Origin of the sequence: Cedecea sp. AS113 (genome assembly GCF_037152415.1) — a bacterium.
Lineage (GTDB): Bacteria > Pseudomonadota > Gammaproteobacteria > Enterobacterales > Enterobacteriaceae > Cedecea.
The window spans coordinates 1-25,599 of record NZ_JBBCMI010000015.1; the positions used below are offsets into that span (position 1 = coordinate 1).

The following is a 25,599-nucleotide window of genomic DNA, read 5'->3' on the forward strand; positions in this document are numbered from 1 at the left end:
CGCACCACGCCTTCAGTAGCGGAGCAGGAAGGACAGCTGATAGAAATGGAAGCCACTGGAGCACCTCAAAAACACCATCATACACTAAATCAGTAAGTTGGCAGCATCACCATAAAAGACACTTAATTATTGCCGAGGTATTTATCTATTACATTGACCAATCTTTTGATATACATCTCTTTAACTACCTTTTCATTAATCCCTTAATGTTTCAGGCATGAATATTAATTTTTACTTATGTTTAGCGACAACGCATTTACGTCGGCAGCACCTCTCCCTCCGCAGTGAGCAAGAAGCAGTGAATACCATTGCATCACGGCGATATAATTAGCCAATAAAACCACAATAACTAAAATTCATAGTTTTTTTAACCATCAGTATTTTTAAATCGCGTTACGTGCTTATACATTGTGCTGTATAGATAAATTGCATTTCTTCAAGCCCCATCCTTCAAATCTCGCTTAAGCAGGAGTACATTGTGGCGGTGCGCTTCCACGGCAGGACGCGAAATTAACAACAAAGGTCGAAGCTTCATGTCCCCCATCGAAAAATCCAGCAAACTTGATAATGTCTGTTATGACATCCGTGGCCCGGTACTCAAAGAGGCAAAACGCCTTGAAGAAGAAGGCAACAAAGTGCTTAAGCTCAACATCGGCAACCCCGCGCCGTTCGGTTTCGAAGCGCCGGATGAAATCCTTGTTGATGTGATCCGTAATCTTCCAACCGCCCAGGGATATTGCGACTCCAAAGGGCTTTTCTCTGCCCGTAAAGCCATCATGCAGCATTATCAGGCTCGTGGGATGCGGGATGTCACTACGGAAGATATTTATATCGGGAACGGCGTTTCCGAACTGATCGTCCAGTCGATGCAGGCGCTGCTAAACAGCGGTGACGAAATGCTGGTTCCCGCGCCGGACTACCCGCTTTGGACAGCTGCCGTTTCTTTGTCCAGCGGCAAAGCCGTGCATTATCTGTGTGATGAGAGTTCTGACTGGTTCCCGGACCTCGACGATATCCGCGCTAAAATCACCCCACGCACGCGCGGCATTGTGATTATTAACCCAAACAACCCTACCGGCGCCGTTTACTCCAAAGAGTTGCTGTTAGAGATTGTCGAGATTGCACGCCAGCACAATCTGATCATCTTTGCCGATGAGATTTACGACAAAATCCTTTATGACGATGCCGAGCATCACTCGATCGCAGCCCTGGCACCGGATCTGTTAACCATTACCTTCAACGGCCTGTCAAAAACCTATCGCGTGGCCGGTTTCCGTCAGGGTTGGATGGTGCTCAACGGGCCGAAGAAACACGCTAAAGGCTATATTGAAGGTCTGGAGATGTTAGCCTCTATGCGCCTGTGCGCCAACGTCCCTGCCCAGCATGCTATCCAGACAGCGCTGGGAGGATACCAAAGCATTAGCGAGTTTATCGTGCCTGGTGGCCGCCTGTACGAACAGCGTAACCGTGCCTGGGAATTGATCAACGAGATCCCCGGCGTCTCCTGCGTTAAGCCTCGTGGGGCGCTGTACATGTTCCCGAAAATTGACGCAAAACGCTTCAATATTCATGACGACCAGAAAATGGTGCTGGACTTCCTGCTGCAGGAAAAGGTTCTGCTGGTTCAGGGTTCGGCATTTAACTGGCCGTGGCCGGATCACGTGCGTATTGTCACTCTGCCGCGCATTGATGATCTGGAAATGTCGATAGCTAAGCTGGGACGTTTCCTCGGACACTACCATCAGTAAGCCGTTCGGGGGCATTTGCAATGCCCCCTTTCTCCCCGCACAATGACGTCACCAAGTTGTTACCGCGAGAACGTCATGAGTCAGAGCCATTTCTTTGCCCACCTCTCCCGCCTGAAACTGATTAGCCGCTGGCCACTAATGCGGAATGTCCGCACCGAGAACGTGTCTGAACACAGCCTGCAGGTCGCCATGGTTGCCCACGCCCTTGCCGCTATCAAAAATCGCAAGTTTAACGGCAACGTAAATGCCGAACGTATTGCGCTGCTGGCGATGTATCACGACGCCAGCGAGGTGCTGACCGGGGATCTCCCCACGCCGGTAAAATACTTCAATTCGCAAATCGCACACGAATACAAAGCCATTGAAAAGATTGCGCAGCAGAAGCTGATCGAGATGGTGCCGGAAGAGCTGCGTGATATCTGGGCGCCGCTGATTGATGAGCACAGCTACAGTGAAGAAGAGAAAGCGCTGGTGAAGCAGGCCGATGCGCTATGCGCTTATCTGAAATGCCTGGAGGAGCTGTCGGCCGGGAACAACGAGTTTCTGCTGGCGAAAAGTCGCCTGGAAAAAACGCTGGCCGACCGCCACAGCCCGGAAATGGATTATTTTATGCAGGTCTTTGTGCCGAGCTTCCAGCTTTCGCTGGATGAAATCAGCCAGGATTCGCCGCTTTAAACACGTCCATCTGCCGAAGCGAAATCAGGATAATGTTTTCCCCTTCTCCCTTACAGGGAGGAGGCCGGGATGAGGGTAAATATCAGAACGGGAACAGCATCGGTACCATCACCACGCTCACGATCATCACAATGACCGTAAACGGCACGCCGAGCTTCACGAAGTCGCTGAACTTATAGTTTCCTGGCCCCAGCACCAGCGTGTTCACTGGTGAAGAGACTGGCGTCATAAACGCCGCAGAAGCCGCCATCGCCACAATCATCGCAAACGGATACGGCGACACCCCCATTGATTTAGCCGCAGCCAGCGCAATAGGCGCCATCAATACTGCCGTGGCGGTATTAGAAATAAATAACCCGATAGCCGCACACATCACAAACAGGCACACCAGCATGATATATGGGCCGTAGCCACCGCCAAACTCCATCAGCCCATGAACGATCAGATCCACCCCGCCGGTTTTCTGCAGCGCTAAAGCGAAAGGCATCATCCCGACAATCAGAATAATGCTCGGCCAGTGAATCGCCTTATAGGCACTTTCCATATCAATACAGCGGAATTTGCCCATCAACAAACAGGCGATAATCGCGGCGATTGGATTGGGTATTTCGTCGGTCAGCATCAGCGCCACCATCAGCGCCAGGCAGAAAATCGCATGAGGTGCCTGGCTGTGGGCCGGGGAGGCATCCTGCTCTTCCACAGGCAGACTCAGCACCAGGAAATCACGGTTCTGCTGTGAAAGCTGGTTGATCAGCTTCCAGTCACCAACCACCAGCATAATGTCGCCCAACTGGATAGGTTCATCCACCAGCAATCCTGCCATGGCTTCACCCGCCCGCCGCAGTCCAACAACGTTAAGGCCGTAGCGGGTTCGGAAAGCCATTTCTCGCAAAGTCTGCCCGGTAAGCCCTGACTCTGGCAGCAGAGAAACTTCTGCCATCCCCACATCCAGCGCCTGATCGGAAAAATACTCCCCCCGCAGGATCATTGGCTCCAGCATTTGCTCCCCGCAAAACTCTCGCAAATCAACCTCTGAGGCCGACATGTCAATCAGCAGTACATCGCGGGCGCGGAATTCCGTACCGCCGGTCACGTTGACAATAACGCGCCGAAAGCGGCGCCAGCGCTCCAGGCCAATCACGTTCGCGCCGTAGCGTTCACGTAGCTTTAAATCGTCCAGACGATGGCCAACCATCGGTGAGCCAGGACGAATAGCCAACCGGCGAGCCCGCCCGGTCAGGCGATATTCTTTTATCAGATCGCGAAATGAACGGCGCTTCCAGCTCTCTTTGCCAGCCTCTTCGCCCTGGCCTTTGAGCGCAAAACGCGCCACCAGCATATAAAGGATGCCCAGCACCAGCACCGCCAGGCCAATCGGCGTCACGCTAAAGAACTGGAACCCCTCCAGCCCTTCACGAAGCAGTTCGCTGTTGATCACCAGGTTAGGCGGCGTCGCAACCAGCGTCATCATGCCGCTTATCAGCCCGGCAAAACTGAGCGGCATCATCAGCCGGGAAGGTGAGATTTTCATGCGCATAGAAACGCTGAGCACCACCGGAATAAAAATCGCCACCACGCCGGTGGAGCTCATAAATGCCCCCAACCCGGCCACCGTCACCATCAGCAGGACCAGCATTTTGGTTTCGCTGCTGCCCGCCACGTCCACCAGCCAGCTTCCCATCTTGGTGGCTACACCGGTGCGCACCAGCCCGTCGCCAATAATGAACAGCGCGGCAATCAGAATCACGTTGGGATCGCTAAAGCCGGAAAATGCTTCGCTGAGGCTTAATGTTCCGCTGAGCACAAAAACGACAATCACCAATAACGCCACCGCGTCCATACGCATTTTTCCTGTGGCGAACAGCAGAACGGCAACCGCCAGTAACGACAACACCCAAATGAGTTCCGAATTCAAAACGAGTCCCTGAATGGCTGAATATTGGTGAATTGAATGTAGACGAGAATGCCATAAAAAAACCCCGCAAATGCGGGGTTAAATCATGGGATTAGTGTTTTCTTAACACTTCGACGACTCCGTCCGGGGATTTCTGGACGAGCAGTTCGGTGAGGGACGTCAGAACGTAATCCACGTGCTCAAGCCGGGGTGTATCCGCCGGGGCATTAACGGCTATCACGTGGCAACCGGCAGCCAGCCCTGAAAGCACGCCTGCTGGCGCGTCTTCAACGACCACGCACTCTTCCGGCTCCAGGCCAAGCAGCTGCGCTCCCAGCAAATAGGCATCCGGCTCAGGCTTACCGCGTGCGACGCGTTCCGCCGTCACAAACACGTCCGGTTCTGGCAGCCCACCGGCCAAGCGACGAGCGGATGCCACCGGCACGGAACCTGAAGTGACAATGGCCCACGGAATACCCGCTTCGTTAAGATGCGCCAGCAGCTCCGCAGCTCCCGGCAGCGCGACAATGCCGTCGGTATCTTCAGACTCAAGCTTTTCCAGACGCAGGAACTCTTGCTGAATCTCTTCCTCAGAAGCTCCGGCCATGAAGTGGCGCAATGAAGTAATCGCCTGCTTGCCGTGGATGAAGCCTAATACTTCTTCCGGGGAAATATTAAAACGCTTTGCCCAGTTTACCCACGCGCGTTCAACGGCAGGAAGGGAGTCAACCAGCGTACCATCCAAATCAAACAAGAAACCTTTACACTTCACTCCGCGTCTCTCCTCAGGCGTTAATGATCTGCGCAATCTCGTTGGCGCTTAAGTGATACTGACGTGGGCAGGCGTGCCACACTTTCAGCATTCGTTGGTATTTGTCCCACATTGGGGTTTGGGCGTTGAAACCGTGGGTGTCGGCATCAAAATGGGTATAGCGGCCTTCAATATTCACCATAAAGCGAACATAGCCGAGGAAGCGGGCTTCGGTGGCGGCATCAAAGCCCATAAAGGCGACGCGGCGTTCATCGATTTCTTTGCCGTCTTTCAGGTTTGTCCAGGAGACATGCATCGCGTGATACATTTCCATGATGTCGATAACGATGCGGCATGTTTCTTCTTTTAGCTCGCCAAACTCGCGATCCAGCTCACGCATTTGCAGGCCATAGCCGCGTTCGATGATGGTCTGCAGACGACGATAGCGTTCGGCGTTATCCGGGTCCATCATCGTCATCATCTTATACTGGTTAGATAAAATCAGACGTTGCGCGTGGGTCATTTCCATTTCCTGGCTCCTTTGGTACATGGAAAAATGCAGGTTACGACGAGGATAACCTGTAAGAAAGTGTGCCTTCCTTTATATGCGCAACCGCAGGGTAATTACAAATCATCCAGGAAAGTTTTATCCAACTGCTTAAACGCGCGCTTCAGCACATCCGCCAGCGCCTGGTAGTCTGGCTTACCTTCCACCGGTGCCAGCGCCTGCCCGGCTTCCTGAAGCTTCATGCGAACGTCATAAAACCACTGTAACGTCGACGGCGGTAATGGCGTGACCGAGCGCTTACCCAGCCACCACAGCCCCTGCATCGGCAGGCTACACGCAAAGAGTGCCGTCGCCACCGCAGGACCAAGCTGGCCACCCAACGCGATCTGCCACGTCAGGGTAAATACCGCCAGCGGCGGCATAAAGCGGATGGCATAGCGGGTGGCGCGTATCACACGGTTTTCGATAAATACCGGCGCCAGACGCTTATCCAGCGGCCAGGTCTTTGAGTAGTGTTGCCCACGTCCGAACAGGCTAAACCAGCTTACATGGCTATTCTGGGGTGTCGACATGGCTCATACCTCAACTCTACGTATAAAAAATAAAATAATACTGTAACTCAACAACTCTAAATGACATCGTTCAAAAAATTTTGTCTTTCCGAGCCGCTATCTGCTACCCTGTGCCGGCCTTTGATGGCCGTAGTTGGGGAAACCACAAGCTGTCAAACATTCTTTTACATCGCCGTGACCTGCAGCTTCAGGAATATGGCGTAAACTCTGAGTAATTTTATTCGCCATGCCGAAAAACGCTTCCGGCATGACGTTAATCATAAATGTCCGCGTCATCATGCGCTACGCTGATAGACTCACTGACGTTTTTTTAGCCACGTATCAAAAATAGGTACTTCCATGTCGAGTAAGCTAGTACTGGTTCTGAACTGCGGTAGCTCATCCCTGAAATTCGCAATTATCGATGCTGTAAACGGTGAAGAGTACCTTTCTGGTTTAGCAGAGTGTTTCCACCTTCCTGAAGCCCGTATCAAGTGGAAGCTGGACGGCGCTAAACAAGAAGCGGCTCTGGGTGCAGGTGCCGCTCACAGCGAAGCTCTTAACTTCATCGTTAATAAAATTCTGGCAGAAAAACCAGAATTGTCCGCTCAGCTGACCGCAATTGGTCACCGTATCGTACACGGCGGTGAAAAATACACCAGTTCCGTAGTTATCGATGATTCCGTGATTCAGGGTATCAAAGATTCAGCCTCTTTTGCACCGCTGCATAACCCGGCTCACCTGATCGGTATCGCTGAAGCCCTGAAATCCTTCCCTAACCTGGCTGATAAAAACGTTGCCGTGTTCGACACCGCGTTCCATCAGACCATGCCGGAAGAATCTTTCCTCTACGCTCTGCCGTACAAACTGTACAAAGAGCACGGCGTTCGTCGCTACGGCGCACACGGCACCAGCCACTTCTACGTGACTCAGGAAGCCGCAAAAATGCTGAACAAGCCGGTTGATGAACTGAACATCATCACCTGCCACCTGGGCAACGGCGGTTCCGTTTCTGCAATCCGTAACGGCAAATGCGTTGATACCTCCATGGGTCTGACCCCGCTGGAAGGTCTGGTGATGGGTACCCGCTCCGGCGACATCGACCCGGCTATCATCTTCCACCTGCACGATGCCCTGGGCATGAGCGTAGAAGACATCAACAAAATGCTGACCAAAGAGTCTGGCCTGCTGGGTCTGACCGAAGTGACCAGCGACTGCCGCTACGTTGAAGACAACTACGCAACTAAAGAAGACGCTAAACGCGCAATGGACGTTTACTGCCACCGTCTGGCGAAATACATCGGTTCCTACACCGCGCTGATGGACGGTCGTCTGGACGCCGTTGTCTTCACCGGCGGTATCGGTGAAAACGCCGCGATGGTGCGCGAACTGTCCCTGGGCAAACTGGGCGTACTGGGCTTCGATGTTGATCACGAGCGCAACCTGGCTGCACGTTTCGGCAAGTCTGGCTTCATCAACAAGGAAGGCACCCGCCCTGCGGTGGTTATCACCACCAACGAAGAGCTGGTCATCGCTCAGGATGCATCCCGCCTGACCGCCTGATTCCCTCACCGCCAGCCTTAGCTGGCGGTGTTGTTTTCTGAGTCGAGTGAGCATATCTGCTCGCGAAAACGAAAGAGGTTATACCGTGTCCCGTACTATTATGCTGATCCCTACCGGAACCAGCGTCGGCCTTACCAGCGTAAGCCTTGGCGTTATCCGTGCTATGGAACAAAAAGGCGTTCGCCTGAGCGTGTTCAAACCTATCGCCCAGCCGCGTACCGGTGGCGATACGCCGGACCAGACCACCAGCATCATCCGTGCTAACTCCACCATCCCGGCCGCTGAGCCGCTGCACATGAGCCACGTTGAGTCTCTGCTGTCCAGCAACCAGCAGGACGTGCTGATGGAAGAGATCATCGCCAACTACCACAACAGCAGCAAAGATGCTGAAGTTGTACTGGTTGAAGGCCTGGTCCCAACCCGCAAACACCAGTTTGCGCAGGCGCTGAACTATGAAATCGCCAAAACCCTGAACGCAGAAATCGTCTTCGTGATGTCTCTGGGCAATGATTCTCCGGAGCAGCTGAAAGAGCGTATCGAACTGACTCGCAGCAGCTTCGGCGGCAGCAAGAACACCAACATCACCGGCGTCATCATCAACAAGCTGAACGCCCCGGTTGATGAGCAAGGCCGCACCCGTCCCGATCTGTCTGAAATCTTCGACGACTCCAGCAAAGCAAGCATCGCTAACATCGATCCTAAGCTGCTGTTTGCCGACAGCCCACTGCCGGTTCTGGGCTGCGTGCCGTGGAGCTTCGAGCTGATTGCCACCCGCGCAATCGACATGGCTCGCCACCTGAACGCAACCATCGTTAACCAAGGCGACATCAACACCCGCCGCGTGAAGTCCGTTACCTTCTGTGCGCGCAGCATTCCGCACATGCTGGAACACTTCCGCCCTGGCTCTCTGCTGGTTACCTCCGCAGATCGCCCGGACGTGCTGGTTGCTGCCTGCCTGGCCGCCATGAATGGCGTGGAAATCGGCGCTATCCTGCTGACTGGTGGTTACGAAATGGACCCACGCATCAGCAAGCTGTGCGAACGTGCTTTTGCTACCGGCCTGCCGCTGTTCATGGTTGAAACCAACACCTGGCAGACCTCTCTGAGCCTGCAGAGCTTCAACCTGGAAGTCCCAACCGACGACCATCAGCGTATCGAAAAAGTGCAGGAATATGTGGCCAGCCACATCGATGCTAACTGGATCGAATCCCTGACCGCGACCTCCGAGCGCAGCCGTCGTCTGTCTCCTCCAGCTTTCCGTTACCAGCTGACCGAACTGGCTCGCAAAGCCGGTAAACGCGTCGTGCTGCCGGAAGGCGACGAACCGCGTACCGTTAAAGCGGCAGCCATCTGTGCTGAGCGCGGTATCGCTACCTGTGTTCTGTTGGGTAACCCGGATGAAATCACCCGTGTTGCTGCGGCGCAGGGCGTTGAGCTGGGTGCAGGCATCGAAATCGTTGATCCAGAAGTGGTTCGCGAAAGCTACGTTGCCCGCCTGGTTGAGCTGCGTAAGAGCAAAGGCATGACCGAAGCCGTTGCCCGCGAGCAGCTGGAAGACAACGTTGTGCTGGGCACCCTGATGCTCGAGCAGGACGAAGTTGACGGCCTGGTTTCCGGCGCGGTTCACACCACCGCCAACACCATCCGTCCACCGCTGCAGCTGATCAAAACCGCACCGGGCAGTTCTCTGGTCTCTTCCGTGTTCTTCATGCTGCTGCCTGAACAGGTTTACGTTTACGGCGACTGCGCGATCAACCCGGATCCAACCGCAGAACAGCTGGCAGAAATCGCGATTCAGTCCGCTGACTCCGCAGCCGCCTTCGGTATCGACCCACGCGTCGCAATGCTCTCCTACTCAACCGGTAACTCCGGCGCGGGTAGCGACGTTGAGAAAGTGCGTGAAGCCACCCGTATCGCTCAGGAAAAACGCCCTGATCTGGTCATCGACGGTCCACTGCAGTACGACGCTGCGGTTATGGCTGACGTGGCTAAGTCTAAGGCACCAAACTCTCCTGTTGCGGGCCGTGCGACCGTGTTCATCTTCCCTGACCTGAACACCGGGAACACCACCTACAAAGCGGTACAGCGTTCTGCAGACCTGATCTCCATCGGGCCAATGCTGCAGGGTATGCGCAAGCCGGTTAACGATCTGTCCCGTGGCGCGCTGGTGGACGATATCGTCTACACCATCGCGCTGACCGCGATTCAGTCCGCTCAGCAAGCGTAAGCTCACTGAGACGCAAAAAAGGCAGCCATCTGGCTGCCTTTTCTTTTTCTGTCACCTTTAACCGCTACAGCAGCTCTTTCGCCGCCTGCACGATATCTGCCGCCGTCAGGCCATACTCCTGCTGCAGGAAGTCCTGAGTCCCGACCTGGCCGTAACGCTCCTTCACGCCCACTCTGCGCATCGGCACCGGGCAGGTTTCCACCAGCACTTCCGCCACCGCTGAGCCCAGCCCGTTGTGAATACTGTGGTTTTCACAGGTCACAATTCGGCCGGTTTTTTCGGCGTAGTTCTTCACCAGCATGCGGTCGATAGGCTTGAGGGTAAACATGTCGATGACCGCCGCGCTAACCCCTTCCTGCTCCAGCTGCTGAGCCGCTTTCAGCGCTTCCGCAACCATAATTCCGTTGGCGATTAGCGTGATATCCGTTCCCTCACGCAGCACATTACCTTTGCCGATGGTGAAGGTTGAACCTGCCTCATAAACCGTCGCCGCCTGCTTGCGAATAGTCCGCACCCAGTAGAAGCCTTCCAGCTCGATTAACTGACGCAGAATGTCTTTAAACATCACCGCATCAGTCACTTCCAGCACAACAGAATGCGCCAGCCCGCGAACAATGCCCATATCTTCAAACGACATATGGGTTCCACCGTTATGGCAGGCCGTCACCCCGGCGTCGGAAGCAATCACCTTGACGTTATTCCGCTGGTAATCCAGCGACATAAACAGCTGGTCAAAGCAGCGGCGGCTGGCGAAGGCGGTAAAGGTGTGGACGAACGGTTTGCGGCCGGTCAGCGACAGCCCGGCCGCCACGCCAATCACGTTGGCTTCCATGATGCCGCAGTTAATCACATGCTGCGGGTTATCTCGCTGCACGCCATCCATCGCCATCGAACTCATCAGGTCAGCTTCCAGCGCAATGATCCCGCTGCCTTCGCCAATCTGCTGCTGAACAAACCCGGCGTAGACTTTACGCATCTCAACGGCGTCCTGGCCGCCGCTCTGACTTACCTTAATCATGTGCCGCCTCCAGTTGCGCGATGGCCTGCTCCAGCGCCTGTTTTGACTGCTCCGTCAGGCGGAGATGGTGGGAGTTCCCCAGTTGCTCAAGGTACGGCACCCCCTGCCCTTTAATGCTGTCGAGGATCACCAGCAAAGGGCGCTGTTCGCCGCTGCGAACGGGTTTCACCGCCGCCAGCAAACCGGGAATGTCATCGCCTTTCACCTGCACCACGTCAAACCCGAAGGCGCTAAACTTCTCTGCCAGATCGAAAGCACAGATGATTTCGTCCAGCTCGCCGTCCAGCTGCTGTTTGTTCCAGTCCACAAACACCGTCAGATTGTTAAGACGGTGATGAGCAATAAACTGGAAAGCCTCCCAGCACTGCCCCTCGTTCAACTCGCCGTCGCCGACAATGCTGAAGACCCGGTTGCGACGCTGCGCCAGTTTGTGGGACAGCGCCATGCCGGCAGCAATCGAAATCCCTTGCCCTAACGAACCTGTGGTCGCATCCACACCGCGCGTTTTCAGGCGATCGGGGTGGCTGGGCAGGCTGGTACCGTTCTGGTTTAGCGTGGCCAACTGCTCCGCAGGAAAATACCCTTTCAGCGCCAGCGTGCTGTACAGCGCCGGGCCAGCATGCCCCTTCGACAGCACAAAGTAGTCGCGTTCAGCCCAGTCAGGGTCGCCCGGATCGATATTCATCACGTCGCCGTACAGCACCGCCAGCGTCTCGACCACCGACATGCTGCCGCCGTAATGGCCAAACCCCAGTTGGGTGAGCGCTTTCAGCGTCTCTACCCGGATGTCGCGCGCAAACCGCGTGACGTCAGCCAGTTCATTCATTATTTAGCCCCCGTCTTGTCTTCAGTATGTACGGCAGGAGTGCCTTTTCCTTTGCCCAGATAGTTGAACCCGACCAGTACCGCAAACACGGCGACCACTACTGCGGTAATCGCCGCAGGTGACAGGAAGCGTGCAAGGTTGCCGAGGATAATCCCCACCACGCCAAAATCGGCGTCGGAGAAGGTTGTGTTGGCGAAGCCCAGCGCGCCCAGAACAGGCAGCAGCAAGACCGGCAGGAAGGTGATCAGCAGCCCGTTGGCAAAAGCCCCCACCATCGCGCCGCGACGGCCGCCAGTAGCGTTACCAAACACGCCCGCTGTCGCCCCGGTAAAGAAGTGAGGCACCACGCCCGGCAAAATCAGCACCAGCTTCATCTGCCCTAAAAGGAACAAGCCCACCAGACCGCCGAGGAAGCTGAACAGAAAGCCCACCAGCACGGCATTCGGCGCATAAGGGTAAACCACCGGGCAGTCCAGCGCCGGACGTGCATTAGGTACCAGCTTCTCAGAGAAACCGGTAAACGCCGGGACGATTTCCGCCAGAATCAAGCGCACGCCCTGCAGGATGATGAACACCCCGGCCGCAAAGGTAATCGCCTGAATAATGGAGTAAACCAGGAAGTTCTGGCCGCCGCTGAGTTTCTCTTCTACATAAGCCTGGCCTGCACAAATCGCGAGGATCATGTAGATGACAATCATGGTCAGGGAGATGGAGATTGAACTGTCACGCAGGAAGCTGAGGTTCTTCGGCAGGTTCATCTCTTCCGTTGAGCGCGAACCTTTCCCGCACTTGCTGCCGATCCAGCCGGACAGGACGTAACCCAGCGTACCGAAGTGGCCAAAGCCGATATCATCGGTGCCGGTGATGCGGCGCATATAGCGCTGCGCAATGGCCGGGAAGAACGCCATTATCAGCCCGAGGATCAGCGACCCGGTGAACACCAGCGCCACGCCTTCAAAGCCCGCCACGGTCAGGATGACGCTTATCATGCACGCCATGTAGAATGTGTGGTGCCCGGTCAGGAAGATGTACTTCAGGCGGGTAAAGCGAGCCACAATGATGTTCGCCACCATCCCGAAGGCCATGATCAGCGCCGTGGATGCCCCGTATTTCTCCAGTGCGATAGAAACAATCGCTTCATTATTCGGAATAATACCCTGGATATTAAAGGCGTGCTCAAACATACCGCCCAGTGGATTCAAAGACCCCACTAATACGGTGGCACCGCCGCCCAAAACAATAAAACCTAATACGGTTTTAATTGAGCCTTTCACCACATCAGAAAATGACTTCTTTTGCGCTACCAGACCAATTAAGGCTATCAGCCCGACGAGAATGGCCGGGACCTTCAGAATATCAACAATAAAATTCAGCGTGCCAAGGATAAACATATCCGCCTCCGCTTATTATTATGATTAACGACCGGCGAAATAAGCGCTCAGCTTATTTTCCAGCTCATTGATATCGATGATGTTGTTGATCACCACCAGTTGGCTATCCGGCAGGCGCGCGCTGGCGGCAATATCTTTCGCCATCACAAACACATCCGCCGCGTCCGGCGTGGCGGAAGATAAATCCGAGTGTTCAACCTCTGCCTCAATATTGAGTTTTTTAAGCACCTTTTTAATATTCATTTCAACCATAAAACTACTGCCGAGGCCGGAACCGCAGATTGCCATTATCTTCATTTTGTGTACCTTATATTTTTAGTAGAGTAAGAGCGCATCGCATTTTTCAATGCAACGTAAAAACCTATGGTGTTAAATTAAAAAATTAGAATCGATTAATGATTTTTTGTATTTCCTCCAGGTTATTGGCCTGATGCAGTAACGCCATGTCCTCGTCGCTGGAAAATAGCTCAGCGAGCGCAGAAATCATTTCAATATGGCTATGGCTGTCCGGGGCCGCCAGCATAATAATGACGTCCACCGGGTCGTTTCCCTCAGAATGAAAGCTCACGCCCCGCTTCAGCTTCAGCAGCGACAGGCCAAGCCCGGTCGCGCCCTCTTCCGGACGCGCATGCGGCATCGCCAGGCCCGGTGCCAGCACATAGTACGGCCCAAGCTTTTGGTGCTGCTGCATAATGGCCGTCAGGTAATGGGGGGCAATAATCCCCGCGTCCAGCAGCGGCCGGGCGCTAATCTCCAGCGCCTGCTGCCAGTTTGCGACCTCGTCCTGAAGCTGAATAGTCTGCGGATGCAGCCATTGGTTGAGCACGATAACCTCTCGAAATCGACATTGATGATGGGCAAACTTTATTCAACGGCCCTGGGTTTAACTGTGATTGATATCACAAAGATAGCGCTACCAATAACTATCACTCGATTTTGTGATAGCGCTATCAAATTGCAATCATTGTGTTAAATCGCATTTAGGCGCACGATTTCAGGCGTATACTTGAGCGATATTTCCCCTTCGTTTTCAGGGGCCAACGTCAGCCTGGCGTTTTTCAGGTCGAGAATCAGGAATCACAATGTCCATAACCCGAAAGCGGCGAAGTACCGGTAAGGTGACGCTTGCAGATGTGGCTCAGCTCGCCGGAGTCGGTACTATGACCGTTTCGCGAGCGCTAAGAACCCCGGAGCAGGTTTCCGACAAATTACGCGAAAAAATCGAAGCGGCGGTTTCCGAGCTGGGTTATATGCCCAACCTTGCGGCAAGCGCGCTGGCCTCCGCCTCCTCGTACACCATTGCAATGGTGGTCCCAAGCCTGGCAGAATCCGGCTGCAGTGAAATGTTTGCCGGCCTGCAGCAGGTGCTGCAGCCTGCGGGGTTTCAGATAGTCCTGGCAGAATCCCAGCACCGGCTGGAGCAGGAAGAGAAGCTGCTGGAAACCCTACTGGCGTCCAATATCGCCGCGGCGATCCTACTGAGCGTGGAACACAGCGACACGGTGCGAGGCTGGCTGAAACACGCCAGCATTCCTGTGCTCGAAATCGGTGCCACCCGCGCCGATCCGCTGGACATGAATATCGGCATTGATAACGTCGCCGCCATGTTTGAACTGACGGAAATGCTCATCCACCGAGGCTATCAGAATATCGGGCTACTGTGCGCGAACCAGGAACAGTGGATTTTCCAGCAGCACCTTCAAGGCTGGTACAAAGCGATGCTGCGCCACCATATGTCGCCCAACAGGGTGATCAACGCTGCCGCGCCGCCGAATTTCTCCACCGGGGCCGCACAGCTACCCGAGTTTTTGCTGGCCTGGCCGGAGCTGGATGCGCTGGTTTGCGTGTCGGATGAGCTGGCCTGCGGCGCGCTGTACGAATGCCAGCGCAGGCGCATCAAAGTGCCTGACGACTTAGCCATCGTCGGGTTTGGCGACAGCGACGTGAGCCGCGTGTGCCAGCCAGCGCTGACCACCATTGCGGTACCGCATCGTAAGATTGGGATTGAAGCCGGGCGAGCGCTGTTGGCAAGAATTAACGAAGAAGAATGGGACAGAAGCCCGACTATCGCGTCATCGCTGTGTATGCGGGAGAGCTGCTGATTTTCCCTCACCCAGGTCCCCTTCTTGCTGGAAAAGGATCGGGGTGAGGGCCAACAATTACTCGCTTTCTTCGCTTTGTGACTCGTTTTTGGCGTTGCGGGTCATCCACAGCGCCAGCGCCTTCAGCGAATCAGGGGTAAATTCGTCACAGCGCGCGGTGATCTCTTCCGGGGACATCCAGCTCACTTCGCTGACTTCTTCTTCCTGCAGCGCGAAAGGCCCGTGGGACACGCAGCTAAAAAGCCCGCCCCAAACGCGGCAGCTATCGTCTTCGAAGTAGAACTGCCCGTGTTCCGCGAACGGCACGCCGGCAATACCCAGCTCTTCTTCAGCCTCGCGGCGAGCTGACTCGAGCATTTGTTCATCCGCCTGTACTACGCCGCCTGCGGTAGCATCCAGCATGCCCGGCATGAAGTCTTTAATTTCGGTGCGACGCTGCACCAGAATTTTGCCCATGCCATCGTGAACAACAATATAGGTCGCGCGATGACGCAGCCGCTGCGCACGCATTTGCTCGCGGCTTGCCTGCGCGATGACCTCATTGTCCTCATTAACAATATCTACCCATTCCGTGCCGACAAAATGACTCTGTTCCACCATCAGGGAAACCTTATTCAGGGGCGCTCTTACGGCGCGTTATTGGATTAACCTGTCAACGTTACGGGGTAATACGCACCTGTGCAATAACCCCATCACTCTCCAGCGTGCGAACGGTCAGAACACCATCATCCAGCATCCCGTAACTGGCCTCAAAACCGCCCTTCGGTATGCTGACAGAGCCTGGATTAAACAAATAGATCTGTTCGTGCTTTTCTGCAACCGGAAGATGCGTATGGCCGAAAATCAGAACATCGCCAGCGGACAGCGGCGGCAAATGCCCAGGATGATAAAGATGCCCGTGGGTCAGAAAAAGCCGCTGCTCCGCCAGCAAAACCTGCTGCCAGGGCGCGGTAATCGGAAACTGGAGCAGCATCTGGTCCACTTCGCTGTCGCAGTTTCCGCGCACCGCGATAATCTTATCGGCAACGCTATTCAGGCACTGCGCCACCGCTGGAGGATTATAGCCTTCGGGCAACGCGTTCCGAGGACCGTGATTCAGTAAGTCGCCCAGAATAACCAGCCATTTCGCGCCGCTGTGTGCAAAACGTTCGAGGACTTTTTCCGTAGCGGGTAGCGAACCGTGAAGGTCCGAAGCAAACATCAGTTTCATTTATCCCTGGCTCCAGTAATGACAATCCGCCAATGATAACGAATTCCCCGCCCGCTATCAGCCTGCGTTTTTGGCCGACTGTGCCAGCCAAAGCTGCACCGACGCGCGCTGCCACTGAAAGCTCGCATACTCTTTCAGCCGCTCAGGCACTTCATCCCCGTTCAGGATCAGACGGTTGAGCATCAGCGCCAGGTCGGTGTCGGCGATAGACCATTCACCAAACAAATTCTGCTGCCCTTGCGGGAGCAAATGCTCTGCGGTAGCGATTAACTTCTCTGCAGCCCGTTGGCCCGCCGGGCTTAGCGCCGGTTTCTTCTCGCCGGCAAAGACCACGGCCGTGGAGCGCTCTTCCCGAATGGGCATTAAGTCGCTGCGCAGCCACGCCTGCACCTGCCGCGCCCGGGCGCGTTTTTCAATGTCATGAGGATAAATGCGTTCCCACGTCGGCGGCGCAAAACGCTCTTCCAGATATTCATCAATGGCGGAGGATTCGCTGAGCACAAAATCGCCAACCGCCAGCACCGGCACGCGGCGAGTCAGATCAAACCCCTTCCAGCCAGGCTTTAAATTCTGGCCACTGGCGAGGTCGATGGTTTGCAGCGCAAAGGCGAGTCCTTTCTCTTTCAGCGCAACAAAAACGGAAAGCACATAGGGGCTGAAACACTGGCTATCGGTCCACAACGTAATGGCAGGCTGGCTCATCATATCCTCACTTATTCGCGCGACAGGTTATTGAACATAGAGCGAAAAAAGCGTTTTGTCATCCGCTTAAAACGCACCATTGCGGTGCAGAAATAGCAATAACTTCTATACTCGAAACATTTGCCAAAATGGACTAACCCCTGGAGTGACCATGATCGAACTTTATTATGCGCCTACCCCAAACGGCCATAAAATTACCCTGTTTCTGGAAGAGGCCGGCCTGGAGTACAAAATCCACCGGGTCGATATCGGCAAAGGCGAACAGTTTCGCCCGGATTTTTTGGCTATCTCGCCGAATAACAAAATTCCTGCCATCGTGGATAACAAACCGGCCGACGGCGGCGAGCCTTTAAGTCTCTTTGAGTCCGGCGAAATTTTGCTTTATCTGGCGGATAAAACCGGGTTACTCCTCAGCAAAGAACTGCGCGCCCGCCATGCCACGCTGCAGTGGCTTTTCTGGCAGGTCGGCGGCTTCGGCCCGATGCTGGGCCAGAATCACCATTTCAACCACTTTGCTCCGCAGCCCGTCCCTTATGCTATCGAGCGCTACCAGGTTGAAACCCAGCGTCTTTACGGCGTACTCAATAAACAGCTGGAGAAAGCCCCGTGGCTTGGCGGCCACGATTACAGCATTGCGGACATCGCGACTTATCCCTGGGTGGTGTCCCATGAGCGCCAGCGCGTTGACCTCGCCAATTTCCCGGCGGTAAGGAACTGGTTTGAGCGGATCCGCACCCGGCCTGCCACCGTGAAGGCTTATCAGCGGGCAGAGAAGGGATAATCCCCGGTTCAGGTTTTTTCCCGCGCTGGTGTATCCTGTGGCGGGAAAAGACTAATAAGGAACCTGCAATGTCATCCATGCAACCAGACGCCATTATTCGCATTAAAAACCTGCGCCTGCGGACTTTTATTGGTATCAAAGAAGAAGAGATCGCCAACCGGCAGGATGTCGTGATTAACGTCGCTCTCCACTACCCAGCGGGCAAAGCCAGGGAGAGTGAAGACATCAACGACGCGCTGAACTACCGCACCGTGACCAAAGACATCATCCAGCTGGTTGAGAATAACCGCTTCTCCCTGCTGGAAAAATTAACTCAGGATGTGCTGAACATCGCATGCGCCCACCCGTGGGTGACATATGCTGAAGTAGAGATCGATAAACTTCACGCGCTCCGCTACGCCGACTCGGTATCCATGACCCTGAGCTGGCGGCGATAAGCGCGTCCAGGTGGGAGGAAAGTATGGAGATCCTGATTACCGGCGGCAGCGGGCTGATTGGCCGCCACCTGACAGCTCGCCTGCTCGAGCTGGGCCATACTGTTTCGGTCGTCACACGTGAGCCGGAAAAGGCCCGCAAGCGGCTGAATAATCGCGTCGTACTGCTCAAAGGACTCGACGGCTTACAGAATCTCGACGCCTTTGACGCGGTCATCAACCTGGCCGGGGAGCCGATCGCCGATAAGCGCTGGAGCGAGGAGCAAAAGCAGCGCCTGTGCCAGAGCCGCTGGCAAATCACCGAGCGGCTGGTCGAGCTGTTTAAAGCCAGCCAGCAGCCGCCCAAAGTCTTCATTTCCGGGTCAGCCACCGGCTATTACGGCGACCTTGGCGAAGTGGTCGTTACCGAAGACGAACCTCCCCACAACGAATTTACCCACAAGCTTTGCGCCCGCTGGGAGCAAATCGCCTGTGGTGCGCAAAGTGAAAAGACGCGAGTTTGCCTGTTACGTACCGGCGTTGTTTTAGCCCCCAAAGGCGGAATTCTGGCCAAAATGCTGCCGCTGTTCCGGCTGGGGCTCGGCGGCCCCATCGGCAATGGCAGGCAGTATCTGGCGTGGATCCACGTCGACGATATGGTAAACGGCATTCTCTGGCTGCTGGATAACGACCTGCGCGGGCCGTTTAATCTGGTTTCCCCTTACCCGGTTCGTAACGAACAGTTTTCCCATGCTCTCGGCCATGCCCTCAAGCGCCCGGCGATACTTCGCGCCCCGGCCACGGCCATTCGTCTTCTGATGGGGGAATCTTCGGTGTTAGTGCTCGGCGGGCAGCGGGCGCTGCCTAAACGCCTTGAGGAATCCGGCTTTGGCTTCCGCTGGTTTGATTTAGATGAAGCTCTGGCGGATGTGATTCGCTAACGGCAAAAAGCCGGGTTTATCCCCGGCTTTTTCATTTTATTGCTCTACAGGGCTCATTTTCCCCGCGTCAGCTTTATCCTTCACCCTTTTCGGCTGCGGAACTTTGATGATAAACGTCAGCACGCCCGCGAACAGATACAGCCCGGTGTACGCCCAAACTACGCCCACAATGTCGAAAAACGGCAGGATCAGTGACGCAATAGCCGGTGCCACAAAGTTGCTCATCCCCGCCGACAGATTATAGATGGAAATGGCCGCCCCGCGATGATGCGGCTCCAGGGTTGGAAACACCGCCGTCATCGGCACAAACGCCGCGACAAAAGTGCCGAGCATGACCGCCGGGATCAGCGCCACCCAGAAGTTATGCCCCACCCACACCGGCAGGTAATAAAACGTCAGGCTGGAGATCGCCATACCTAAACAGCCGAACCAGCGAACCTGTCGGATCCAGCCGATGTACTCCCCCATGATTCCCCAAAAGATATTGGTGAAAATGGTGACGAAGAAGAACACCGCCCAGATTTGCAGCCATTCTGAAATCGTAAAACCGAGACGGTCAACAAACAACAGCGGCATCACTATCGCAAAGCCAAACAGCGACAGCGTGTTAATAATGCGGATAAGACAGGCGTAAAACACGTCACGATTGCTGAACAGAATGGTCACGGCCCGCGACATCTCCGTCATTTTCTCTTTCAGCGGCAAATTAACCCGCGAACGGTCAACCGGCACATTACGCAGGCTGAAGAAGGCGATAAGCCCCCCGCCCGTGACCCAGGCAATAGCCATCCACAGCGTCCCCGTTTCGCCAAATGCCGGGATAGTCAGGCTGGGCAGATAGCTCCCTACCACGCCGATGCCGATAGAGTACATCGCCCAGAACCAGCCCGTTGCCGCCGCCAGCCTCTCACGCGGTACCACCTGCACCAACATCAGCATGAAGGAGTAGATAAACAGCGGATAAGCCAGGCCGCGAATGCCGTAAAACAGAAGCATCAGCGGGTAGTTACGCATCCCGAGGCCAAGCGTCATAAACAATGCATGCATCACGACCCAAGTCACAAAACCAATCAGCATTGCTTTTTGCGGGGTGATAAGCTCAGCGACTACGCCGGAAGCCCAGGCCGCCAGACCTGCCGCAAGGCCATACAGAGTAAACACCATCGCCGATTCCGCGGGCGTAAAGCCCATGTCGGTAATGTGTTTAGACAAAAACGCCATCTCGAAACCATCGCCGCTCATAAAAATAGCGATGGCGACAAATCCCCACAGCAGATGTTTAGGTAAACCAAACCAGTAGTGTTTAGATTGCATCACACTCTTCCTCGTTCACGGGTACAGGGGTTTCCGGCGGTAGAGAGGCCGCCGGAAGGGCCGTCAGGGCAGCAGCTTACGAGCGGCTTTTTGTTGTTGGTAAAGCAAATGGAACACGGACAACCGCTGCTGCAGCACACTTTGCAGTTTTTTACGCGGCGTGAAGCGCTGTTGAACAGGAGGCTTGCGGCAAACAACTTCTTCTACGCCGCCGTCGGCCAACCAGCCAAGGCGAGCAGCACCGAGCGCTCCGGAGGAACTCGCCGGATGGGTCACAATCGGCACATCCAGCACGTCGGCAATCAGCTGCGCCCAGATAGCGCTACGCGCCCCTCCGCCGGTCAGGCTGCATTGGGTAATCTGGCTGCGGGACGTCTCCAGCACCGCCATGCCGTCCGCCAGGCCAAAAGTCACGCCCTCAATCACCGAATACCCCAGTAAGGCACGGCTGGTTTCATGGTTGAGTGCGAAGAAACTCCCCATGGCGTGAGCATCGTTATGCGGCGTGCGCTCCCCAGACAGATAAGGCAGGAAAACTGGCGCATGCTTTTTCTGCTCGTCGCTCAGATCTGCCATTTCCTCCATAAGCTGGCTTTCGGTGACCGACAGCAGATTGCACACCCAGCGCAGGCAACTGGCGGCGCTGAGCATTACGCTCATCTGGTGCCAGCGCTGAGGTAGAGCGTGGCAAAAAGCATGCACGCCGGATTCAGGGCGGGTTTGCAGCTCGTCGTTTACCACGAAGATAACGCCAGACGTGCCGAGCGAAATAAACGCATCGCCGCTGTTCACCGCGCCAACGCCCACTGCCGAGGTAGCATTATCGCCACCGCCGCCGGCGATATTAACGCCGGAGCTAAGCCCCCACTCGGTCGCCAGGGCGGAACGTAAAACGGCGCTGACTTCGCTGCCCTCTACCAGGCGCGGCATCTGGCTGCGGGTTAGTCCGGTCGCCGCCAGCAGTTTGTCTGACCAGTCACGTTTTGCCACGTCCAGCCACAGCGTTCCGGCGGCGTCCGACGGGTCAGAAACGAACGCGCCGCTCAGCCGCCAGCGCAGGTAGTCTTTCGGCAGCAGCACCTTATCCACGCGGGAAAAGATTTCCGGCTCGTGCTCCGCCACCCAGCGTAGCTTCGGGGCGGTAAAACCGGGCATCACCAGGTTGCCGCTGATGGTCAGAAATTTAGGGTGTTCTGCCGTGAGCCGAGCGCATTGTTCGGCGCTGCGCGTGTCGTTCCACAGAATGCAGGGACGCAGCACTTTTCCCTGGTCGTCCAGCAGCACCGCGCCGTGCATCTGCCCGGACAAGCCAATAGCGCGAATTTTCGCCCAGGCATCAGGTATTTGCTGGCGCAGCGTAGAGACCACCTGCTGCGTCGCCTGCCACCAGGCCTCAGGATCCTGCTCCGCCCAGTGCGGATGCGGGCGCTGAACGGTTAATGCCGCGTGAGCAGAGCCTAAAATTTCACCCTGCCCGTCAATCAGCAAAGCCTTTAGTTCAGAGGTGCCGATATCGATACCAAGATACATAGCGCCTCCTTAAGCTGCTGCCAAAGGCGATTGAGGAGACTTGATCCACGCCTCAAGGCGAGTGACCGTCCGCGCCATCAGCTCATGGAAAGCGGAGGAATGCGCGAGTTCAGCAAACAAAGTTTCGTCGCTGACAAAGGCTTTGAGCGGCTCAGGAGCGGCGAACAAGGCCCGAATCGCGTCGTCCTGCATGACGCCATCCTGGTACTCATAAGGCAGTTGACCTTGCACCCAGCGCTGCAGGAAGAGGAAGAACAGTGCGGGCAGAACCGCCGTGGCCGCAGGCTCCTCACCTCGCTGATAGCACTCCATCAGCGTCGGGGTAATAAAGCCAGGGATCTTGGACAGGCCGTCGGCCGCTACGCGCTGGTTGGTGTCTTTGATATAGGGATTACTAAAGCGGGCCAGCACCACATCCCGATACTCAGCCAGATCCAACGGGCTTGGCGACAGTGAAGGAATAACATCCTCCGTGACGTAGTCCCATGCCATCTGCCTAATCGGCTGCTGCACGGTACTTTCATCAATGTAGTTCAGCCCGGTCAGCGTCCCCGCCCAGGCTATGCAGCTGTGGCTGGCGTTCAGAATGCGAATTTTTGCCTCTTCATACGGCAGCACTGATTTCACCATTTCGACGCCAACGTTCTCAAGCGGCGGGCGACCGTTGATAAAGTCGTCCTCGATAACCCACTGAATAAAAGACTCCCCCATCACCGGCACCTTATCGTCGAACCCCGTCGCCGCTTTCACCCGTGGAGCAATGTCTGCCGTAGGGCGAGGGGTAATACGGTCAACCATGGTGTTAGGCGACACGGTGTGGGTGCTCACCCAGTCAAACAGCGCGTGGTCACCCTTCGCCTTCAGGAACGACAGAAAGCCGTGGCGGAAGCGTTCGCCGTTGTGGCGCAGGTTATCGCAGTTGAGCAGCGTTACCGGCTCACCGCCGTTGCTCATACGCCGATGCAGAATGCGGCTGAGCGCGCCGTAAAGCGTGGTCATGCCCCCGGCAAGATCGGCTTTGACATCCGGCTGATGAACGTCCAGCTCGTGCTGCGGCGTGAGATAATACCCGGCTTCGGTGACGGTGAAGGCGATCACGCGGGTCGACGCTCTGGCCCCCTCTTCAACCAGGGCTGTAATCTCTTTATCCCACGGCAGCACTTTTCGGATAGAGGCAATCTTTTCGTAGGCTCGGACACCTTCCGGCGTAACGGTTTCCAGCACGTATTCGCCGTGCTGCGCCGCCAGTTGACTCAGCAACTCGCCGGCATCATCGCGGATGTTGCCCAGCGAAATACTCCAGCCGTCATCGCCCTGCTCGCGCAGCTGATTGAGATACCACGCCTGATGGGCACGGTGGAAAGAACCTGCGCCAATATGCATCCATACCGATTTCGTCGTCATGATTCACCTCAGAATTAAGCATTTGTCATTTTCATGGGCATTTGCCCGATTGTTATAGTCTAGTTGCGGCAGGTGCCGTCTTTCTGAGATCAAACTCACACAGACAACATTTGCCCATCAAAAAGACTTTTGCCCAATTACCAACGAAACGCGCGCGGAGTAGAATGTGTTTCAAAGAGTCACAAGGTGTCGCCATGAGCAGAGAAGAGAAAAAACAAGAGCAAGCCGCACGCGTTGCCTGGATGTATTACGTGGCAGGTATGACGCAGCAGGATATTGCCCGCGAACTGGGCATTTCGCGTCAGGTCGCTCAGCGGCTGGTTTCTTCCGCACGCGAGCAGGGTATGGTAACGGTGAAAATTGCCCATCCGGTCGCCCGCTGCCTGAAGCTGGCGCAGCAAGTCCAGGCGCGTTTCGGCCTGGAAATCTGCCGCGTGGTGCCTTCGGAAGGGCTGGATGACGAAGCTATCCAGCAGATGCTGGCGGTGGAAGGTGCCGAAGTGATGTCACAGTTTATCGCTGACGAGCAGCCGCAGGTTTTCGGCATCGGCTCCGGGAAAACGCTGCGCTCAATCATCGACGTGCTGCCGTGGATCGAACGCCCGCAGCACCACTGCGTCTCAATGATTGGGGCGATTGCGCGCGATGACTCGGGTACGCGCTATGACATGCCGCTAAAAATGGCGGAAAAAATGCAGGGCAAATATTATTTCATCCCCGCCCCTCTGTACGCCGACAGCGAAGAAGACAGAGACATGTGGTGCCGGCATAAAGTGTACCAGCGAGTAACAGACCGGGCGCTGGCGGCCAATGTCGCGTTCCTCGGTGTTGGCGAGGTGGACATCAGCTGCCCGCTGAACGCCGAGGGTTTTATTACCGACGAGCAGGTCAACATGCTGCACCGCCAGGGCGTTGCCGGTGAAATGCTGGGGCATTTCTTTGACCACGGTGGCCAGCGCGTTTACAGCGAGCTGGATGCTCTGCTGACCAGCGTGCCGCTGCAAAGCGATAACCCACGTAAGATCATCGCTTTTTCCGGTGGAGCGCGAAAATTTGCCGCCATCAAAGCAGCATTGACCGGTCGCTGGATGTCAGGCCTGGTAACGGATGAGAGTACGGCGGTAAGGTTGTTGGCTGAGAGGTGAGGCGTTATTCACCCTGACCCCGGCCCTCTCCCCGAGGGAGAGGGGGAAAACAATGAATGCCCACTCCGATTGGGAAGGGAGAAAACCATCAGTCCCCTCTCCCTTTGGGAGAGGGTTAGGGTGAGGGATTACTTCAACGAACCAGAAAGGAACTGCTGCAGGCGAGCGCTCTTAGGGCTGCCAAACAGCTCGGCTGGCGGGCCTTCTTCTTCAATGCGCCCTTGATGCAGGAAGATAACGTGGCTGGAAACATGCCGGGCAAAGTCCATCTCGTGGGTGACCACGACCATGGTTTTACCCTCCTCCGCCAGCTTCTGCATAATGCGTAACACTTCGCCCACCAGCTCCGGGTCGAGCGCCGAAGTAGGCTCGTCAAACAGCAGCACTTCCGGCTCCATCGCCAGCGCACGGGCAATGGAAACGCGCTGCTGCTGGCCACCGGACAGATGCACCGGGTATTTAACGTACTGACGCTCGTCGATGCCGACTTTGGCCAGGTACTTAATCGCCCGTTCTTTTGATTCCTGCTTGCTCAGCCCAAGCACCTGAATAGGCGCTTCCATCACGTTTTCCAGCACCGTCATGTGGCTCCACAGGTTGAAGTGTTGGAACACCATCGTCAGGCGAGTGCGCAGCAGGCGCAGCTGGTTTTTGTCGGCCACTTTGAGCTGGCCGTCTTTGTCCCGCACCAGATTGATGTTCTGGTTGCTGACCACAATCGTGCCTTCGCTGGGTTTTTCAAGGAAGTTAATGCAGCGCAAAAAGGTACTTTTGCCCGAGCCAGATGAACCGATGATGCTGATCACATCCCCGGCGTTAGCCTTCAGAGACACCCCTTTGAGCACTTCATGTTCGCCGTAGCGTTTGTGCAGATCCGTTACGTTTAATTTAATTTCAGCCATCAG

Annotated in this window: 25 protein-coding genes; 9 read left to right on the plus strand and 16 right to left on the minus strand. The window is 55.5% G+C overall.

Going from position 1 to position 25,599, the window contains the following annotated elements:
• The first annotated feature begins 533 nt into the window (after positions 1-533).
• Together alaA and yfbR are read left to right on the plus strand one after the other, a co-directional pair.
• Positions 534-1,748 carry an alanine transaminase AlaA gene (gene alaA / locus WFN87_RS16895; protein WP_166990928.1) on the plus strand — a complete coding sequence of 405 codons (1,215 nt, stop codon included), beginning with the start codon at positions 534-536 and terminating at the stop codon, positions 1,746-1,748.
• Positions 1,749-1,823: 75 nt separating this feature from the next.
• Complete coding sequence (gene yfbR / locus WFN87_RS16900; RefSeq protein ID WP_008459769.1) at positions 1,824-2,423, plus strand: 5'-deoxynucleotidase; 600 nt, start codon at positions 1,824-1,826, stop codon at positions 2,421-2,423.
• 82 nt (positions 2,424-2,505) lie between these two features.
• Here yfbR and WFN87_RS16905 read toward each other — a convergent pair whose 3' ends face one another.
• The 4 genes from WFN87_RS16905 to yfbV form a co-directional block, all read right to left on the minus strand.
• Complete coding sequence (locus tag WFN87_RS16905; protein WP_336983408.1) at positions 2,506-4,338, minus strand: SLC13 family permease; 1,833 nt, start codon at positions 4,336-4,338, stop codon at positions 2,506-2,508.
• A 91-nt stretch (positions 4,339-4,429) separates the two neighbouring features.
• Positions 4,430-5,125, minus strand: a complete 696-nt coding sequence (locus WFN87_RS16910) for a sugar phosphatase (RefSeq protein WP_205246337.1) — start codon at positions 5,123-5,125, stop codon at positions 4,430-4,432.
• Positions 5,103-5,597, minus strand: coding sequence for a YfbU family protein (locus WFN87_RS16915; RefSeq protein WP_336983409.1), 495 nt, complete (start codon positions 5,595-5,597; stop codon positions 5,103-5,105). The genes WFN87_RS16910 and WFN87_RS16915 overlap by 23 nt, the downstream gene beginning before the upstream one ends.
• 95 nt (positions 5,598-5,692) lie before the next feature.
• Positions 5,693-6,148: a terminus macrodomain insulation protein YfbV gene (yfbV, locus tag WFN87_RS16920; RefSeq protein ID WP_008459760.1), complete on the minus strand. Its 456-nt coding sequence runs from the start codon at positions 6,146-6,148 to the stop codon at positions 5,693-5,695.
• A 339-nt stretch (positions 6,149-6,487) separates the two neighbouring features.
• Here yfbV and ackA point away from each other — a divergent pair, with 339 nt between their 5' ends.
• The gene (gene ackA, locus WFN87_RS16925) at positions 6,488-7,690 is read left to right on the plus strand and encodes an acetate kinase (RefSeq protein WP_008459758.1); all 1,203 of its coding nucleotides are present in this window, start codon (positions 6,488-6,490) and stop codon (positions 7,688-7,690) included.
• Between the two features lie 85 nt (positions 7,691-7,775).
• Positions 7,776-9,917: a phosphate acetyltransferase gene (gene pta / locus WFN87_RS16930; protein WP_166872182.1), complete on the plus strand. Its 2,142-nt coding sequence runs from the start codon at positions 7,776-7,778 to the stop codon at positions 9,915-9,917.
• A gap of 64 nt (positions 9,918-9,981) precedes the next feature.
• On the opposite strand, the gene WFN87_RS16935 is transcribed toward pta, so the two are convergent.
• From WFN87_RS16935 to WFN87_RS16955, 5 genes are all read right to left on the minus strand, one after another.
• A complete protein-coding gene (locus tag WFN87_RS16935) occupies positions 9,982-10,935 on the minus strand; it encodes a transketolase family protein (protein WP_008459755.1) in 954 nt (317 codons plus the stop codon).
• A complete protein-coding gene (locus WFN87_RS16940) occupies positions 10,928-11,761 on the minus strand; it encodes a transketolase (protein ID WP_336706914.1) in 834 nt (277 codons plus the stop codon). Before WFN87_RS16940 ends, WFN87_RS16935 begins: the two co-directional genes overlap by 8 nt.
• Positions 11,761-13,152 carry a PTS ascorbate transporter subunit IIC gene (locus WFN87_RS16945; protein WP_008459752.1) on the minus strand — a complete coding sequence of 464 codons (1,392 nt, stop codon included), beginning with the start codon at positions 13,150-13,152 and terminating at the stop codon, positions 11,761-11,763. The genes WFN87_RS16940 and WFN87_RS16945 overlap by 1 nt, the downstream gene beginning before the upstream one ends.
• A gap of 24 nt (positions 13,153-13,176) precedes the next feature.
• Positions 13,177-13,449 (minus strand): PTS sugar transporter subunit IIB, encoded by a 273-nt coding sequence (locus WFN87_RS16950; RefSeq protein ID WP_008459751.1) that lies wholly within the window; start codon positions 13,447-13,449, stop codon positions 13,177-13,179.
• Positions 13,450-13,534: 85 nt separating this feature from the next.
• Complete coding sequence (locus WFN87_RS16955; protein ID WP_008459750.1) at positions 13,535-13,978, minus strand: PTS sugar transporter subunit IIA; 444 nt, start codon at positions 13,976-13,978, stop codon at positions 13,535-13,537.
• A gap of 256 nt (positions 13,979-14,234) precedes the next feature.
• Here WFN87_RS16955 and WFN87_RS16960 point away from each other — a divergent pair, with 256 nt between their 5' ends.
• Entirely contained in the window at positions 14,235-15,254 is a 1,020-nt protein-coding gene (locus tag WFN87_RS16960) for a LacI family DNA-binding transcriptional regulator (protein ID WP_336983410.1), read from the plus strand.
• Between the two features lie 57 nt (positions 15,255-15,311).
• Here WFN87_RS16960 and yfcD read toward each other — a convergent pair whose 3' ends face one another.
• From yfcD to yfcF, 3 genes are read right to left on the minus strand one after another with little or no spacing between them, the layout of a single operon-like run.
• Complete coding sequence (gene yfcD / locus WFN87_RS16965) at positions 15,312-15,854, minus strand: NUDIX hydrolase YfcD (protein ID WP_039305105.1); 543 nt, start codon at positions 15,852-15,854, stop codon at positions 15,312-15,314.
• A gap of 58 nt (positions 15,855-15,912) precedes the next feature.
• Complete coding sequence (gene yfcE, locus WFN87_RS16970) at positions 15,913-16,464, minus strand: phosphodiesterase (protein ID WP_008459747.1); 552 nt, start codon at positions 16,462-16,464, stop codon at positions 15,913-15,915.
• Positions 16,465-16,521: 57 nt separating this feature from the next.
• Complete coding sequence (gene yfcF, locus WFN87_RS16975) at positions 16,522-17,166, minus strand: glutathione transferase (RefSeq protein ID WP_008459745.1); 645 nt, start codon at positions 17,164-17,166, stop codon at positions 16,522-16,524.
• Positions 17,167-17,317: 151 nt separating this feature from the next.
• Here yfcF and yfcG point away from each other — a divergent pair, with 151 nt between their 5' ends.
• From yfcG to WFN87_RS16990, 3 genes are all read left to right on the plus strand, one after another.
• Positions 17,318-17,947: a GSH-dependent disulfide bond oxidoreductase gene (gene yfcG / locus WFN87_RS16980; protein ID WP_336706909.1), complete on the plus strand. Its 630-nt coding sequence runs from the start codon at positions 17,318-17,320 to the stop codon at positions 17,945-17,947.
• A gap of 77 nt (positions 17,948-18,024) precedes the next feature.
• Positions 18,025-18,384, plus strand: coding sequence for a dihydroneopterin triphosphate 2'-epimerase (gene folX / locus WFN87_RS16985; RefSeq protein ID WP_192810979.1), 360 nt, complete (start codon positions 18,025-18,027; stop codon positions 18,382-18,384).
• A 23-nt stretch (positions 18,385-18,407) separates the two neighbouring features.
• Positions 18,408-19,301: a TIGR01777 family oxidoreductase gene (locus tag WFN87_RS16990; RefSeq protein WP_166990901.1), complete on the plus strand. Its 894-nt coding sequence runs from the start codon at positions 18,408-18,410 to the stop codon at positions 19,299-19,301.
• Positions 19,302-19,337: 36 nt separating this feature from the next.
• On the opposite strand, the gene WFN87_RS16995 is transcribed toward WFN87_RS16990, so the two are convergent.
• From WFN87_RS16995 to dalD, 3 genes are all read right to left on the minus strand, one after another.
• Positions 19,338-20,615 (minus strand): MFS transporter, encoded by a 1,278-nt coding sequence (locus WFN87_RS16995; RefSeq protein WP_336706905.1) that lies wholly within the window; start codon positions 20,613-20,615, stop codon positions 19,338-19,340.
• Positions 20,616-20,678: 63 nt separating this feature from the next.
• Positions 20,679-22,145, minus strand: coding sequence for a xylulokinase (gene xylB, locus WFN87_RS17000; protein WP_336983411.1), 1,467 nt, complete (start codon positions 22,143-22,145; stop codon positions 20,679-20,681).
• Positions 22,146-22,154: 9 nt separating this feature from the next.
• Positions 22,155-23,549: a D-arabinitol 4-dehydrogenase gene (gene dalD, locus WFN87_RS17005; RefSeq protein ID WP_166990892.1), complete on the minus strand. Its 1,395-nt coding sequence runs from the start codon at positions 23,547-23,549 to the stop codon at positions 22,155-22,157.
• A 194-nt stretch (positions 23,550-23,743) separates the two neighbouring features.
• On the opposite strand from dalD, the gene WFN87_RS17010 reads away from it, so the two are divergent.
• The gene (locus WFN87_RS17010; RefSeq protein ID WP_336983412.1) at positions 23,744-24,694 is read left to right on the plus strand and encodes a sugar-binding transcriptional regulator; all 951 of its coding nucleotides are present in this window, start codon (positions 23,744-23,746) and stop codon (positions 24,692-24,694) included.
• 128 nt (positions 24,695-24,822) lie between these two features.
• On the opposite strand, the gene hisP is transcribed toward WFN87_RS17010, so the two are convergent.
• The gene (gene hisP / locus WFN87_RS17015; protein WP_008459737.1) at positions 24,823-25,596 is read right to left on the minus strand and encodes a histidine ABC transporter ATP-binding protein HisP; all 774 of its coding nucleotides are present in this window, start codon (positions 25,594-25,596) and stop codon (positions 24,823-24,825) included.
• Between the last annotated feature and the right edge of the window lie 3 nt (positions 25,597-25,599).

Excerpts from the sequence above, each read along its gene's own strand:
- yfcG (WP_336706909.1), top strand. The coding sequence starts at position 17,318 with ATGATCGAACTTTATTATGCGCCTACCCCAAACGGCCATAAAATTACC.
- WFN87_RS16990 (WP_166990901.1), top strand. The coding sequence starts at position 18,408 with ATGGAGATCCTGATTACCGGCGGCAGCGGGCTGATTGGCCGCCACCTG.
- WFN87_RS16940 (WP_336706914.1), bottom strand. The coding sequence starts at position 11,761 with ATGAATGAACTGGCTGACGTCACGCGGTTTGCGCGCGACATCCGGGTA.
- WFN87_RS16995 (WP_336706905.1), bottom strand. The coding sequence starts at position 20,615 with ATGCAATCTAAACACTACTGGTTTGGTTTACCTAAACATCTGCTGTGG.
- xylB (WP_336983411.1), bottom strand. The coding sequence starts at position 22,145 with ATGTATCTTGGTATCGATATCGGCACCTCTGAACTAAAGGCTTTGCTG.
- WFN87_RS17010 (WP_336983412.1), top strand. The coding sequence starts at position 23,744 with ATGAGCAGAGAAGAGAAAAAACAAGAGCAAGCCGCACGCGTTGCCTGG.
- yfcF (WP_008459745.1), bottom strand. The coding sequence starts at position 17,166 with ATGAGCCAGCCTGCCATTACGTTGTGGACCGATAGCCAGTGTTTCAGC.
- yfbV (WP_008459760.1), bottom strand. The coding sequence starts at position 6,148 with ATGTCGACACCCCAGAATAGCCATGTAAGCTGGTTTAGCCTGTTCGGA.
- yfcE (WP_008459747.1), bottom strand. The coding sequence starts at position 16,464 with ATGAAACTGATGTTTGCTTCGGACCTTCACGGTTCGCTACCCGCTACG.
- dalD (WP_166990892.1), bottom strand. The coding sequence starts at position 23,549 with ATGACGACGAAATCGGTATGGATGCATATTGGCGCAGGTTCTTTCCAC.
- hisP (WP_008459737.1), bottom strand. The coding sequence starts at position 25,596 with ATGGCTGAAATTAAATTAAACGTAACGGATCTGCACAAACGCTACGGC.
- folX (WP_192810979.1), top strand. The coding sequence starts at position 18,025 with ATGCAACCAGACGCCATTATTCGCATTAAAAACCTGCGCCTGCGGACT.
- WFN87_RS16915 (WP_336983409.1), bottom strand. The coding sequence starts at position 5,597 with ATGGAAATGACCCACGCGCAACGTCTGATTTTATCTAACCAGTATAAG.
- WFN87_RS16945 (WP_008459752.1), bottom strand. The coding sequence starts at position 13,152 with ATGTTTATCCTTGGCACGCTGAATTTTATTGTTGATATTCTGAAGGTC.
- WFN87_RS16960 (WP_336983410.1), top strand. The coding sequence starts at position 14,235 with ATGTCCATAACCCGAAAGCGGCGAAGTACCGGTAAGGTGACGCTTGCA.
- alaA (WP_166990928.1), top strand. The coding sequence starts at position 534 with ATGTCCCCCATCGAAAAATCCAGCAAACTTGATAATGTCTGTTATGAC.
- ackA (WP_008459758.1), top strand. The coding sequence starts at position 6,488 with ATGTCGAGTAAGCTAGTACTGGTTCTGAACTGCGGTAGCTCATCCCTG.
- WFN87_RS16935 (WP_008459755.1), bottom strand. The coding sequence starts at position 10,935 with ATGATTAAGGTAAGTCAGAGCGGCGGCCAGGACGCCGTTGAGATGCGT.
- yfcD (WP_039305105.1), bottom strand. The coding sequence starts at position 15,854 with ATGGTGGAACAGAGTCATTTTGTCGGCACGGAATGGGTAGATATTGTT.
- WFN87_RS16950 (WP_008459751.1), bottom strand. The coding sequence starts at position 13,449 with ATGAAGATAATGGCAATCTGCGGTTCCGGCCTCGGCAGTAGTTTTATG.
- yfbR (WP_008459769.1), top strand. The coding sequence starts at position 1,824 with ATGAGTCAGAGCCATTTCTTTGCCCACCTCTCCCGCCTGAAACTGATT.